Source organism: Pseudomonas gessardii (assembly GCF_001983165.1).
Lineage (GTDB): Bacteria > Pseudomonadota > Gammaproteobacteria > Pseudomonadales > Pseudomonadaceae > Aquipseudomonas > Aquipseudomonas gessardii.
In genome coordinates, this window is sequence record NZ_MNPU01000027.1 from 13,048 (window position 1) to 26,031 (window position 12,984).

Sequence of the window (12,984 nt, forward strand, 5' to 3'; positions counted from 1 at the left end):
CTTAGCGGTCCACGTCGGCCATAACGAAATCGATACTACCCAGGTACGCAATCAAGTCCGCGACCATCTCGCCTTTGATCACCGAAGGGATCTGCTGCAAGTGCGCGAAGCTTGGGGTACGAATCCGGGTGCGGTAGCTCATGGTGCCGCCATCGCTCGTCAGGTAATAACTGTTGATACCCTTGGTCGCTTCGATCATCTGGAAGGACTCGTTGGCCGGCATCACCGGGCCCCACGAGACTTGCAGGAAGTGCGTGATCAGGGTTTCGATGTGCTGCAGGGTGCGCTCTTTAGGCGGCGGCGTGGTCAGCGGGTGATCCGCCTTGTACGGGCCTGCCGGCATGTTGCGCATGCACTGCTCGATGATCTTCAAGCTCTGGCGCATTTCTTCGACGCGCACGATGCAACGGTCGTAGGCATCGCCATTGGCCGCCAGCGGGACTTCAAACTCGAAGTTCTCGTAGCCGGAGTACGGGCGCGCCTTGCGCAGGTCGAAATCGCAACCAGTGGAACGCAGGCCGGCACCGGTGACGCCCCATTCCAGGGCTTCCTTGGTGTTGTACTGCGCGACGCCAATGGTCCGACCCTTGAGGATGCTGTTGTCCAGGGCGGCTTTCTGGTACTCGTCCAGACGCTTGGGCATCCAGTCGATGAATTCCTTGACCAGGCGCTCCCAGCCATTTGGCAGGTCGTGGGCCACGCCGCCGATGCGGTACCAGGCCGGGTGCAGGCGAAAGCCCGTGATGGCTTCGATGACCTTGTAGGCACGCTGACGGTCGGTGAAGGTGAAGAACACCGGGGTCATGGCGCCGACGTCCTGGATATAGGTACCCAGGAACAACAGGTGGCTGGTGATGCGGAAGAACTCGGCCATCATGATGCGGATGGTGTCGACGCGGTCCGGGACCTTGATGCCGGCCAGCTTCTCGACCGAGAGCACGTACGGCAGGTTGTTCATCACGCCGCCGAGGTAGTCGATACGGTCGGTGTACGGGATGAAGCTGTGCCAGGACTGGCGCTCGGCCATCTTCTCGGCACCACGGTGGTGGTAGCCGATGTCCGGTACGCAGTCGACGATTTCTTCGCCGTCCAGTTGCAGGATGATACGGAAGGCACCGTGGGCCGAAGGGTGGTTGGGGCCCAGGTTGAGGAACATGTAGTCCTCGTTGGTGCCGGAACGCTTCATGCCCCAGTCTTCCGGGCGGAAGCGCGCGGCTTCTTCTTCAAGCTGCTGCTTGGCCAGGTTGAGGCTGAACGGATCGAATTCGGTGGCGCGGGCAGGGAAGTCCTTGCGCAGCGGGTGACCTTCCCAGGTCGGCGGCATCATGATGCGCGTCAGGTGCGGGTGGCCCGGGAAGTCGATCCCGAACATGTCCCAGACTTCACGCTCGTACCAGCTGGCGTTCGGCCAGATACCAGTCACGGTCGGGATGCTCAGGTCGCTTTCCGAGAGGGCGACCTTGATCATCACGTCGCTGTTACGTTCCAGCGACATCAGGTGATAGAACACGGTGAAGTCGGCGCCGCTCGGCAGCCCCTGACGCTTGGTGCGCAGACGCTCGTCCACGCCATGCAGGTCATAGAGCATGACATACGGCTTGGGCAGGTTGCGCAGGAAGGTCAAGACCTCGACGAGCTTGGCGCGCGCCACCCACAGCACTGGCATACCGGTGCGTGTGGCCTGGGCGGTGAAGGCGTCAGGGCCAAAACGGTTATTGAGTTCGACGACCACATCCTGGTCGTCTGCCTTATAAGGCGGGATATACAGAGCACTGCCTGTAGTCATGGTTTTTTATCGCTTTCGGTCAACGTAAAGAATGAGGCCAGGTTTTCGTTCTATAGAAAGAAGCGTGCTGGATCAGACTTCGTCGGGGCTGCGCAGGTTGGTGACTGCGATTCGCTGTTCGCGGCGCTGTTCCTTTTGCGAAGGCATCTCGGCGCGGTACACGCCTTGATCGCCGACGACCCAGGACAGTGGGCGACGCTCCTTGCCAATCGACTCCTGCAGCAGCATCAAGCCTTGCAGGAATGCTTCTGGGCGGGGCGGGCAGCCAGGCACGTAGACGTCCACGGGCAGGAACTTGTCCACCCCCTGGACCACGGAGTAGATGTCGTACATGCCACCGGAGTTGGCGCACGAACCCATGGAGATAACCCACTTCGGCTCGAGCATTTGCTCGTAGAGACGCTGGATGATCGGCGCCATCTTGATAAAGCAGGTGCCGGCGATAACCATGAAATCCGCCTGGCGCGGCGATGCCCGGATAACCTCGGCGCCAAAGCGCGCGATGTCGTGGGGCGCCGTGAAGGCGGTGGTCATTTCCACGTAGCAGCACGAAAGGCCGAAGTTGTACGGCCACAGGGAATTCTTGCGCCCCCAGTTGACCGCGCCACTCAGCACGTCTTCCAGCTTGCCCATGTAGATGTTTTTGTGGACTTGGTCTTCTAACGGATCGGAGACGGTTTCCCGTTCGCCGATGGGGTACTGATCGTTAGGAGCATCCGGGTCGATCCTGGTGAGATTGTATTGCATCGCCAAAGCCTCATTGTTTCAGCTTCGCTTGCCGCTTGCGACGAGCTTCTGGAGCCCAGTCAAGGGCGCCTACTCGGAACAGGTAGACAAGACCTGCCAACAGAATTGCTATGAAAACGAGAGCTTCGACGAATCCGGTCCAGCCGCTTTCGCGGACGGACACAGACCAGGCAAAGAGAAAGAGGGCTTCGATATCGAAGATCACGAACAGCATCGCGACCAGATAGAATTTGGCTGAGAGCCGCAAGCGGGCGCCACCTGTAGGTAGCATGCCGGACTCGAACGGTTCGTTTTTGCTGCGGCCCCAGGCTTTTGACCCAAGGAGGCTGGAAACACCGAGCATGAAGGCGCAGAGGCCGACAACACCGAGGAGGAAAATGGCAAAGCCCCAGTTGTGGGCCATGAGTCCTGTCGCTTCGGTCATGCTGGAAATCCTTAACAGAGAGCAAAGGTCTCTGAGCTCGAAAAAGTAACGGCGCAGTGACGATATGTCGCAGCGCAATCAATCAGGGTGATTTTATGGCTAAACACCTAGCAAGTAAAATTCCCGTAGCTAAATTATTCGCTGAAATAAGGACATAGTGCACCTTTATGGGGCTGTAGCCCAGACGCTGCGGGCATTAGCTTGATTTTAATCAATTGTGTTTTGTTTAGGGTGTAACGAAGTTTTATTGCTCTAAATGATAATGAATATTGTTTGCGAGAGTTTTAAGCGGGTGTTGGGTGCGTCGCGGGGGAAGTTGTTGTTACTTGCCCGTTTGGCGCAAGTTGCCAGCGCGCAACTTTTAACGGATTTTTCCTAAGCGAATACCGCCCTGGATCAAGGTTTTGTGCAAAAACATCAGGCTGAGCGCATTTTCATTGTGGGAGCAAGCCCACTCCCACATTTTGATCTTCGCTGGGTCAGGAGAGATTTTTTCAGGATAAAAAACGCCCCGAACCAGTCGGGGCGTCAGATCGTGCGGCACTGCGGTTAGCTTTCTATCGGGCCCGCAATGGCCGTGTACTCAGTTGCTTAGTGAAACTGTTCTTCTTCGGTCGAGCCGGTCAGCGCGGTCACGGACGAGGTGCCGCCCTGGATCACGGTGGTCATGTCGTCGAAGTAGCCAGTGCCCACCTCCTGCTGGTGCGCCACAAAGGTGTAGCCTTTGGCGGCGTCAGCGAATTCCTGCTCCTGCAGCTTCACGTAGGCCGTCATGTCGTTGCGGGCGTAGTCGTGCGCCAGGTTGAACATGCTGTGCCACATGTTGTGAATGCCGGCCAGGGTGATGAACTGGTGCTTGTAGCCCATGGCGGACAGTTCGCGCTGGAACTTGGCGATAGTCGCGTCGTCCAGGTTTTTCTTCCAGTTGAAGGAAGGCGAGCAGTTGTAGGACAGCAGTTGGTCCGGGTATTCCTTCTTGATCGCCTCGGCGAAGCGACGGGCTTCGTCCAGGTCTGGCTTGGCGGTTTCGCACCAGATCAGGTCGGCGTACGGTGCGTAGGCCAGGCCACGGGCAATGGCTTGGTCCAGGCCTGCACGCACCTTGTAGAAACCTTCCTGGGTGCGCTCGCCAGTCACGAACGGCTGGTCGTACGGGTCGCAGTCCGAGGTCAGCAGGTCCGCGGCGTTGGCATCGGTACGGGCCAGGATGATGGTCGGCGTGCCGGCCACGTCAGCGGCCAGGCGGGCAGCGGTCAGCTTCTGTACGGCTTCCTGGGTCGGAACCAGTACCTTGCCGCCCATGTGGCCGCATTTTTTCACGGACGCCAGTTGGTCTTCAAAGTGCACGCCGGCAGCGCCTGCCTCGATCATGCTCTTCATCAGCTCGTAGGCGTTCAGGACGCCACCGAAACCGGCTTCGGCGTCAGCCACGATTGGCGCGAAGTAGTCGATGTAGCCTTCGTCGCCCGGACCTTTGCCGGCTTTCCACTGGATCTGGTCGGCGCGGCGGAACGAGTTGTTGATGCGCTTGACCACGGTTGGTACGGAGTCCACCGGGTACAGCGATTGGTCAGGGTACATGGACTCGGCGGAGTTGTTGTCCGCCGCCACTTGCCAGCCGGACAGGTAGATTGCCTGGATACCGGCCTTGACCTGTTGCACAGCCTGGCCGCCGGTCAGGGCGCCCATGCAGTTGACGAAATCTTTCTCGGGGCGGAAGGACGGCTTGGCGCCCTGGGTAACCAGCTTCCACAGCTTCTCGGCGCCCAGTTTTGCAAAGGTGTGCTCAGGTTGAACCGAGCCGCGCAGGCGGACGACGTCAGCAGCGGAGTAAGCGCGAGTCACGCCTTTCCAGCGTGGGTTTTCAGCCCAGTCTTTTTCAAGGGCTGCAATTTGCTGTTCGCGTGTCAGTGCCATGGGGAAAAACCTCGTCGCATAGGTCTGGGTGGAAAATTCCGTTTGCCAGCCACGTATTCAGTGCGTGGGATTGGCTGCTCGCTGACCAGAAGCTTAGGCGGTCAAGTTGGGCTTGGCGGGGAAGGCGACGGGATGAACGATGGGCTCAAGGGAGAAAGTGAGCAGGTAGAGGCGAACCGAGAACAGTCTTCGGGCGTCGTGGGCCTTGGTACGATCCATCAGTGTGTTGCCGGGTTACCTGGTTAGCTTCCGTCCCTCGGGACAACTTCGTTCCAGTCGCAACCTCGTCAAACACGCCTTGTGGGCGGTACAGACACGAATCGGCTCGGGTGGGTAGCTTGGAGCGACGATCCGAAGGCCCTTGCCAGGGCCCCTGGTTAGCGGGAGCGAGGCCATCATGCCCATGCTTTTTTGGATCGTCAAATGTTTTGTAGTGCTTTTTTTGTGGCACTACATCTTTGGTCTAATACGACTAATCAGTCAGTTTTTGGTGCTTGAGTTCAAGGTCTCGACTTTGACCCTCAGTGTCAGGTCATCCCGGCCCTGGGTCGAGTAGCTGCGGGTTGCGCCCTGTTTGTCGGCCTGGGTCTGGCGATTGATACCGGCCAGGGTGATCCACTCGCCCAGGCGCCCGCTGACGGTTGTGTCGGTACTTTGCACATTCACTACATCGGGACGTTCCTGGCTCATACGGTCACGATTGGTGCTGATGCTCAGGTGTACGGTCTCGCCGGTGACGCTGGCCGTGACGTAAAAGCCCTGGGTGACGTTGCGGTACTGGGTCTGGTTTTGCGGGCGACCATAGGCATCGGGCTGGGTGGTGGTCAATGGCACGCTCTGGCCGACCTGGATCAGCGCAGGCACGCCTTCGCTGGCCTGGATCTGCTGGATCCCGCCGTCTCGGCTTTCGGTGCTGTAGGTGATGATGTGGCTATTGGTTTGCTGGTTGTTCTCGTTGGTGTCGACGGTGATCAGCAAGCGTTTGGAGGGGGTGTCCAGCTGTGCGAGCAGGGCGCGCAAGCCCTGGATTTTGTCCGGCTCGGCATTGACGATCAATTGATTGCCGTAGGCGCTGACCGTGCCGTCCTTGCCAATGAAATTCTGCGCCACGGGTAGCAGGTCGGCGCTGGTGCGGTTGTTCAGGGGGACGACTTCGGTGGCCGCCATTGCCGAAAAGCTGACGGTCATGAGCAGGCTGGCGACTAGGGTGCGTAGGGACATGTCCGTGATCTCTGCAAGTCATTTGGGCTTGATGGTGCCAGTTTATCGGCCTGGCGGGGCGCAAGTTGAATCGTAGACGGCAAAAGGCCCTGGCATCGGGGGATGGCAGGGCCTTTTGGGGTGTTGCTGATATGGTCATCGCAGGCAAGCCAGCTCCCACACCGACCGCGTTGCTCAAGACATATGTGGTCAAATATGGGCGCTGGCTTGCCTGCGATGGCCGCGCCACGGTCTTAAATCAACCCTCGCGCTCCATATCAACATGGGGAATCCCGACTTCCAGGAATTCTCCGCTGACGATCTTGAAGCCCAGTCGCTCATAAAACGGCGCGGCATACACCTGCGCGCTGAGGAACTGCCGGGTCTGGCCGCGTTTCTCGGCCTCGCCAATCACCGCTTCCATCAGCTTGTCGCCGACTTTCAGCCCGCGCCAGTCCTTGAGGACCGACACGCGACCGATCTCGCCGCTGGGCAGCAAGCGAGCGGTGCCAATGGGAAAGTCGCCTTCAAACGCGAGGAAATGCATGGCCCCGGCGTCGTCTGCGTCCCATTCCAGCTCAGGCGGGACCGATTGTTCAGCGATAAACACCGCTTCACGAATGCGCCGAATCTCGGCGATATCCTTATGCCAGTCCGCGACACTTACGTGAATTTTATTCATCGGCAAACCCCAGGCTTCCTTGCTTGACCAGTTCGCACAGCAGGTCGCGGCCATCTTCATCGGCCAGCCACGGACCCAGGTTGTCCACGTGCAGGGCATCGGCAGCGCAGATCATCTTCAGCAGTTCGCGCAGTTTGCCCGGCAGGTAACGGCTCTGGCCGCTGGCGAACAGCAGTACGTCGTCGTCCACTTCCGACCAGGCCAGGCGCGCGCTTGGGTTGCGGATCAGTACTGCACCGTCTTCCAGGCTGCTGATGACTTCATCCTGCGCCAATTCTTCGGGGCCGGCGACCAGTTCCGGGTAGCGCGGCTCGGTCATGAACTGGCCGAACCAGGTCAGCAGCATGCGCTCGTCGCTCATGTGCTCGGCCAGCAGGCTTTTCAGGCGGTCGAGGGCGTCGCTCTGGATCTGGTGCGGGTCGCTGACGGGCTGGGCGTCGGCGTCGGTGTAGCGCTCTTCATCCGTCAGGTACTGGCTGAGGAAGTCGGTGAAGTGGGTCAGCACTTCGGCAGCGCTTGGTGCGCGGAAGCCAACCGAGTAGGTCATGCAGTCATCTTCAGCGATGCCGAAGTGCGCCAGGCGCGGCGGCAGGTAGAGCATGTCGCCCGGCTCCAGGACCCATTCGGCGCTCTCCTCGAATTCGGCGAGGATGCGCAGGTCAGCGTGTTGCAGCAGCGGGCTCTCTGAGCTGCACATCTGGCCGATCTTCCAGTTGCGCTTGCCCTGGGCTTGCAGCAGGAACACGTCGTAGTTATCGAAGTGCGGACCTACGCTGCCGCCGGGGGCGGCAAAGCTGATCATCACGTCGTCGATGCGCCAGCTTGGCAGGAAGCGGAACTGCTCCAGCAGCTCGGCCACTTCCGGTACGAACTGGTCGACCGCCTGCACCAACAGGGTCCACTCGCGCTCGGGCAGGGTGCTGAAGGCGTCTTCGGCAAACGGGCCGCGGCGCAGTTCCCATGGGCGCTCGCCGTGCTCGATCACCAGGCGCGACTCGACTTCTTCTTCCAGCGCCAGGCCGGCCAGTTCGTCGGCATCGATCGGGCTTTCGAAATCAGGGATGGCTTGGCGGATCAGCAGCGGTTTTTTCTGCCAGTAGTCGCGCAGGAATTCCCGTGCCGTGATGCCGCCCAGAAGTTGAAGAGGAATATCAGGATTCATGTGTAACCTATTGAAAAAAAGCACTTTTCAGACGGGAATAAAAACGCCCGGCGCTGCCGGGCGTCTCAAGGGGTCAAGCCGCAATCAGATGCGTTTGGCTTGGTCTACAGCGTTGCCGATGTAGTTGGCCGGGGTCAGCAGTTTCAGCTCGGCCTTGGCCGCGGCTGGCATGTCCAGGCCGTCGATGAAAGTTTGCAGCGCCTCGGGGCTGATGCCCTTGCCGCGTGTCAACTCTTTCAGCTTTTCGTACGGGTTTTCGATGTTGTAGCGACGCATCACCGTCTGGATCGGCTCGGCCAGGACTTCCCAGCAAGCGTCCAGGTCAGCGGCGATTTTCTGCGCGTTGAGTTCCAGTTTGCTGATGCCTTTGAGGCTGGCTTCGTACGCGATCACGCTATGGGCAAAGCCCACGCCGAGGTTGCGCAGTACGGTGGAGTCGGTCAGGTCGCGCTGCCAGCGGGAGATCGGCAACTTGCTGGCCAGGTGCTGGAACAAGGCGTTGGCGATGCCCAGGTTGCCTTCGGAGTTTTCAAAGTCGATCGGGTTGACTTTGTGCGGCATGGTCGACGAGCCGATTTCGCCCGCGATGGTGCGCTGTTTGAAGTAGCCCAGGGAGATGTAGCCCCAGATATCGCGATCGAAGTCGATCAGGATGGTGTTGAAGCGCGCAATGGCGTCGAACAGCTCGGCGATGTAGTCGTGGGGTTCGATCTGCGTGGTGTACGGGTTGAAGCCCAGGCCCAGCTCGTCTTCGATGAAGGCGCGGGCGTTGGCTTCCCAGTCGATCTCGGGGTAGGCCGACAGGTGGGCGTTGTAGTTGCCCACGGCGCCGTTGATCTTGCCCAGCAATGGCACGGCGGCCACTTGCGCGATCTGGCGCTCCAGGCGGTACACCACGTTGGCCAGTTCTTTGCCCAGGGTGGTCGGCGAGGCCGGCTGGCCGTGGGTGCGCGACAGCATCGGCACGTCGGCGAAGCGGATGGCCAGTTCGCGGATAGCGTTGGCGGTCTGGCGCATCAGGGGCAGCATCACGTCATCACGGCCTTCGCGCAGCATCAGGGCGTGGGACAGGTTGTTGATGTCCTCGCTGGTGCAGGCAAAGTGGATGAACTCGCTGACCTGGGCCAGTTCCGGCAGCTTGGCCGCTTGTTCTTTGAGCAGGTACTCGATGGCCTTGACGTCGTGGTTGGTGGTGCGCTCGATCTCTTTCACACGCTCGGCGTGCTCCAGGGAGAAGTTTTCCGCCAGGGTGTTCAGTACAACGTTAGCCTCGGCGGAGAACGCCGGCACTTCGCTGATGGCGGGGTGAGCGGCCAGGCGCTGGAGCCAGCGCACTTCAACCAGTACACGAGCACGGATCAGGCCGTATTCGCTGAAAATAGGGCGCAGGGCCTGGGTTTTGCCGGCGTAGCGGCCGTCAACAGGGGAAACCGCAGTGAGCGAAGAGAGCTGCATGGGGTGTTCTCGGACAGTCGGGCAACGAAATGGGGCGCGTATCATACATGAAAAAATCCGCCGGTCCGTTGCCAACTGACCGGCGTATTACGCGTAACGGCTTGAAAATGGCCCGTGGCTGCGACTTATTCGTTGCGCATCAACGGGTAAAGCTCTTTGAGCAATTTGCGACGGCTGATGACCAACTGCCAACGATGACCGCCCAACTGCCGCCACAACCGCGCCGAACGAATACCGGCCAGCAGCAGGGCGCGGATTTTCGAGGCGTTGTTGGGCTGTTGCAGGTTGCGCATGTCGCCGTGGACCTGGATCCGCTGGCGCAAGGTGCTCAAGGTGTCCTGGTACAAAGCGCCACAGGCGGCGATCACGTTCTCGTGGGCCGGGCCGAAGTGCTCGACCTGGGACTGGATCTGCGGCAGGCGCTTGCCGATGGTTTCCAGCAGATCGTCGCGCTTGGCCAGTTGCCGCTCAAGACCGAGCATCGACAAGGCATAGCGCAGTGGCTCGCGCTGCAGGGTGCTCGGGTCGCGCTCCAGGGCGCCGATCAGGGCGCGATAACCTTCGCGCAGGCTCAGGTCATCGCCGCCGTACACGTCCAGGGTGTCCTTCGGGTCGACCACCAGCAGGCTGCCGAGCATGCAGGTCATGCCGGCCTCGGTCACCTGGCCGGTCTTGGCGATCTTGTCCACCAGCACGGCGGCGAGAAATACACCGCCCAGTGCCGTCAATTGCTCCTGGGTCGGGCTCATGCCGGGGTGCTCCAGGGTTCGGCGACTTCAATCACGCCGCCCCCCAGGCAGATCTCACCGTCGTAGAACACCACGGACTGGCCGGGCGTGACCGCGCGTTGCGGGTCATCGAACGTGGCGCGGTAGCCATTGGCGGTTTTTTCCAGGGTGCAGGGCTGGTCGCTCTGGCGGTAGCGCACCTTGGCGGTCAGACGGCGCGGGCTGCTCAGGTCGATCGGGTTGACCCAATAGATCTCCGAGGCCAGCAGCGCACCGGAGAACAACAGCGGATGCTCGTTGCCCTGGCCGACGATCAGCACGTTATTTGCCAGGTCTTTGACCAGCACGTACCACGGCTCGTCACCGGCGTCTTTCAGGCCGCCGATGCCCAGGCCCTGGCGCTGGCCGATGGTGTGGTACATCAGGCCGTGGTGACGGCCGATGACTTCGCCTTCGGTGGTCTTGATCTCGCCCGGCTGTGCCGGCAGGTACTGCTTGAGAAAGTCACTGAAGCGGCGCTCGCCAATAAAGCAGATCCCCGTGGAGTCCTTTTTCTTGGCGGTGGCCAGGCCGTGTTTCTCGGCGATCTTGCGCACTTCGGGTTTTTCCAGCTCACCCACCGGGAACAGGGTCTTGGCGATCTGTTCACCGCCCACGGCGTGCAGGAAGTAGCTCTGGTCCTTGTTCGGGTCCAGGCCCTTGAGCAATTCGGTGCGGCCATCGATATCGCGACGGCGCACATAGTGGCCAGTGGCAATCAGGTCGGCGCCGAGGATCATGGCGTAATCGAGGAACGCCTTGAACTTGATTTCGCGGTTGCACAGGATGTCCGGGTTCGGCGTGCGGCCGGCCTTGTATTCGGCCAGGAAGTGCTCGAACACATTGTCCCAGTACTCGGCGGCGAAGTTGGCGGTGTGCAGCTTGATGCCAATCTTGTCGCACACGGCCTGGGCGTCGGCCAGGTCGTCCATGGCGGTGCAGTATTCCGTTCCATCGTCTTCCTCCCAGTTCTTCATGAACAGGCCTTCCACCTCATAACCCTGCTCCATGAGCAGAACGGCGGAAACGGAAGAATCCACGCCGCCGGACATACCGACGATGACGCGCTTCTTTTGTGTGTCAGAAGGGGCTGGATCACGCATAGGATTTCAACGGGTGTCTTGAAAAAGGACGCGATTCTAGCAGGCCCGAGCCCGCAAGGCTAAAGAGAAGGGCGGATCAGTTCGAGACTGTGGCAGTGACCGGCCAGATAATCATCGATACAGCGGATGATCAGCTCGCTGCGCCAGTCGTCGCGCAGGGCCATCAGCTCGTCACGGCTCAGCCAGCGGGCGCGCACGATACCTTCGTCGAGCTGATAGTCCGGGTGGTGTTGCAGGGCCTTGGCAATGAAGCAGACCCGCTGGTAGGTCACGCCATTGCTGGGGGCGGTATATAGGTAGAGGCCGACGACACCGGTGGCTTCGACGTCCCAGCCGGTTTCTTCAAGGGTTTCGCGCACGGCGGCTTCGGTCAGGGTTTCGTGCGGGTCGAGATGGCCGGCAGGCTGGTTGAGCACGGCGCGGCCGCCCTTGAGCTCTTCGACCATGAGGAAGCGGCCATTGTCTTCGACGATGGTGGCGACGGTGATGTGGGGTTGCCAGGTCATGGAAAGCCTCAGTTTAAAGTGCGACGCGGTCTTTAGGCTGGAATGCAGTCTGTGTGGGAGCGGGCTTGCTCGCGATGGCGCTGTATCAGTCGCCGAATATGTTGGCTGAACTACCGCTATCGCGAGCAAGCCCGCTCCCACATTTTGATGCGGTTTATTCAGTGAGATTGTGCTGCATAAGCAATCTGCATGGTGTGCCTGACATTATGTGATTTTACCGGAGCCAGGCGGGAGCGCAGCTTACTTCTCCAGAACAGTCGTTATTGGAGAGTGTCATGAATCAGATTGCCCACAAAGGCTACGAAGTGCGTCTTACGTCGCCGCTGCCCATTGCCTTCATCCTGCTGTGGAGTTCTGGTTATATCGGCGGAGCATTTGGTGTGCGTTATGGCGAGCCCTTCACCATGACGTTCTACCGTTTTGCTTTGGCGGCTTTGGTTTTTCTGGGGGTGGCGCTCGCTATCAAGGCGCAATGGCCAAAACGGCCAGCACCTTACCTTCATGCAGCAGCAGTGGGCGTCCTCCTGCAAGCTCTGCAGTTCGGTGGCCTTTACACCGGAATCAGTCAGGGGGTTCCTGCGGGGCAGGCGGCATTGATTGTCGGGCTGATGCCAGTTTTCGTCGTAATCGGTGCCTATTTCTGCCTGGGTGAGCAATTAAGTTGGCGTGACCTGCCGGGCTCGATCCTGGGCGTTGGCGGTGTCGCCATTGTTGTGGCCAACAGTTTTTTTGGCTCCGAGGCATCAATTGGCGGTTATGGCGCAGTAGGTCTGGCTCTGGTGGGAATTACGCTCGGCACGCTCTATCAAAAGCGCTTTCTCGGTGTGGTCAACCTGTGGGTGGGGTGCTTCATTCAGATGGTCACCGCGTCGTTGGTAATGCTGGTGTTGGCCTACACCACAGAAACCATGCAAGTCACCGAATGGGCACCCTTCGCCGCTTCGGTGGCCTGGATCACCCTGATGAACTCGGTAGGTGCACTGACGCTGTTGTATCTGATGATTCGTCGCGGTGAAGCGAGCAAGGCTACCAATCTGTTCCATGTGATTCCTGCGGTCACGCAGATCATGGCCTCTATGACCCTGGGTGAAGTCCCTGGTGCACTGGCGATTGCAGGTTTTGTGGTGTCCGGGGTTGGCGTTTACATGATGAATCATGCGCGTGCCCGTTAGGGGCTAGCGTTCTTGACAGACAGGGGCGCAGCCTTGCACTAATGCTCGGGCGCATTTACTCAC

Annotated in this window: 12 protein-coding genes; 1 reads left to right on the top strand and 11 read right to left on the bottom strand. The window is 59.9% G+C overall.

The annotated features are described in order from the left end of the window. Position 1 precedes the first annotated feature (1 nt). From nuoC to BLL38_RS18385, 11 genes are all read right to left on the bottom strand, one after another. Complete coding sequence (nuoC, locus tag BLL38_RS18335) at positions 2-1,786, bottom strand: NADH-quinone oxidoreductase subunit C/D (RefSeq protein WP_033896875.1); 1,785 nt, start codon at positions 1,784-1,786, stop codon at positions 2-4. Positions 1,787-1,858: 72 nt separating this feature from the next. Then, a complete protein-coding gene (locus BLL38_RS18340; protein WP_012724951.1) occupies positions 1,859-2,533 on the bottom strand; it encodes a NuoB/complex I 20 kDa subunit family protein in 675 nt (224 codons plus the stop codon). 10 nt (positions 2,534-2,543) lie between these two features. Then, a complete protein-coding gene (locus BLL38_RS18345; RefSeq protein ID WP_003219575.1) occupies positions 2,544-2,957 on the bottom strand; it encodes an NADH-quinone oxidoreductase subunit A in 414 nt (137 codons plus the stop codon). Positions 2,958-3,548: 591 nt separating this feature from the next. Further along, the gene (gene aceA, locus BLL38_RS18350) at positions 3,549-4,874 is read right to left on the bottom strand and encodes an isocitrate lyase (RefSeq protein WP_003219577.1); all 1,326 of its coding nucleotides are present in this window, start codon (positions 4,872-4,874) and stop codon (positions 3,549-3,551) included. Positions 4,875-5,354: 480 nt separating this feature from the next. Continuing rightward, positions 5,355-6,095, bottom strand: coding sequence for a secretin N-terminal domain-containing protein (locus tag BLL38_RS18355; RefSeq protein WP_076963810.1), 741 nt, complete (start codon positions 6,093-6,095; stop codon positions 5,355-5,357). Between the two features lie 238 nt (positions 6,096-6,333). Continuing rightward, the gene (locus tag BLL38_RS18360; RefSeq protein WP_076963811.1) at positions 6,334-6,756 is read right to left on the bottom strand and encodes a GNAT family N-acetyltransferase; all 423 of its coding nucleotides are present in this window, start codon (positions 6,754-6,756) and stop codon (positions 6,334-6,336) included. Continuing rightward, complete coding sequence (locus tag BLL38_RS18365) at positions 6,749-7,918, bottom strand: ribosomal protein uL16 3-hydroxylase (RefSeq protein WP_076963812.1); 1,170 nt, start codon at positions 7,916-7,918, stop codon at positions 6,749-6,751. The genes BLL38_RS18360 and BLL38_RS18365 overlap by 8 nt, the downstream gene beginning before the upstream one ends. Positions 7,919-8,002: 84 nt before the next feature. Further along, the gene (gene purB, locus BLL38_RS18370; RefSeq protein ID WP_076963813.1) at positions 8,003-9,373 is read right to left on the bottom strand and encodes an adenylosuccinate lyase; all 1,371 of its coding nucleotides are present in this window, start codon (positions 9,371-9,373) and stop codon (positions 8,003-8,005) included. Between the two features lie 125 nt (positions 9,374-9,498). Then, positions 9,499-10,122: a high frequency lysogenization protein HflD gene (hflD, locus tag BLL38_RS18375; protein ID WP_076963814.1), complete on the bottom strand. Its 624-nt coding sequence runs from the start codon at positions 10,120-10,122 to the stop codon at positions 9,499-9,501. Further along, the gene (gene mnmA, locus BLL38_RS18380) at positions 10,119-11,243 is read right to left on the bottom strand and encodes a tRNA 2-thiouridine(34) synthase MnmA (protein ID WP_076963815.1); all 1,125 of its coding nucleotides are present in this window, start codon (positions 11,241-11,243) and stop codon (positions 10,119-10,121) included. Before mnmA ends, hflD begins: the two co-directional genes overlap by 4 nt. Before the next feature lie 59 nt (positions 11,244-11,302). Further along, the gene (locus BLL38_RS18385; RefSeq protein WP_076963816.1) at positions 11,303-11,749 is read right to left on the bottom strand and encodes an NUDIX hydrolase; all 447 of its coding nucleotides are present in this window, start codon (positions 11,747-11,749) and stop codon (positions 11,303-11,305) included. 275 nt (positions 11,750-12,024) lie between these two features. Here BLL38_RS18385 and BLL38_RS18390 point away from each other — a divergent pair, with 275 nt between their 5' ends. Further along, the gene (locus tag BLL38_RS18390; protein WP_076963817.1) at positions 12,025-12,921 is read left to right on the top strand and encodes a DMT family transporter; all 897 of its coding nucleotides are present in this window, start codon (positions 12,025-12,027) and stop codon (positions 12,919-12,921) included. Positions 12,922-12,984 lie beyond the last annotated feature (63 nt).

Excerpts from the sequence above, each read along its gene's own strand:
- mnmA (WP_076963815.1), bottom strand. The coding sequence starts at position 11,243 with ATGCGTGATCCAGCCCCTTCTGACACACAAAAGAAGCGCGTCATCGTC.
- BLL38_RS18385 (WP_076963816.1), bottom strand. The coding sequence starts at position 11,749 with ATGACCTGGCAACCCCACATCACCGTCGCCACCATCGTCGAAGACAAT.
- hflD (WP_076963814.1), bottom strand. The coding sequence starts at position 10,122 with ATGAGCCCGACCCAGGAGCAATTGACGGCACTGGGCGGTGTATTTCTC.
- nuoC (WP_033896875.1), bottom strand. The coding sequence starts at position 1,786 with ATGACTACAGGCAGTGCTCTGTATATCCCGCCTTATAAGGCAGACGAC.
- aceA (WP_003219577.1), bottom strand. The coding sequence starts at position 4,874 with ATGGCACTGACACGCGAACAGCAAATTGCAGCCCTTGAAAAAGACTGG.
- BLL38_RS18390 (WP_076963817.1), top strand. The coding sequence starts at position 12,025 with ATGAATCAGATTGCCCACAAAGGCTACGAAGTGCGTCTTACGTCGCCG.
- BLL38_RS18340 (WP_012724951.1), bottom strand. The coding sequence starts at position 2,533 with ATGCAATACAATCTCACCAGGATCGACCCGGATGCTCCTAACGATCAG.
- BLL38_RS18365 (WP_076963812.1), bottom strand. The coding sequence starts at position 7,918 with ATGAATCCTGATATTCCTCTTCAACTTCTGGGCGGCATCACGGCACGG.
- purB (WP_076963813.1), bottom strand. The coding sequence starts at position 9,373 with ATGCAGCTCTCTTCGCTCACTGCGGTTTCCCCTGTTGACGGCCGCTAC.
- BLL38_RS18345 (WP_003219575.1), bottom strand. The coding sequence starts at position 2,957 with ATGACCGAAGCGACAGGACTCATGGCCCACAACTGGGGCTTTGCCATT.
- BLL38_RS18360 (WP_076963811.1), bottom strand. The coding sequence starts at position 6,756 with ATGAATAAAATTCACGTAAGTGTCGCGGACTGGCATAAGGATATCGCC.
- BLL38_RS18355 (WP_076963810.1), bottom strand. The coding sequence starts at position 6,095 with ATGTCCCTACGCACCCTAGTCGCCAGCCTGCTCATGACCGTCAGCTTT.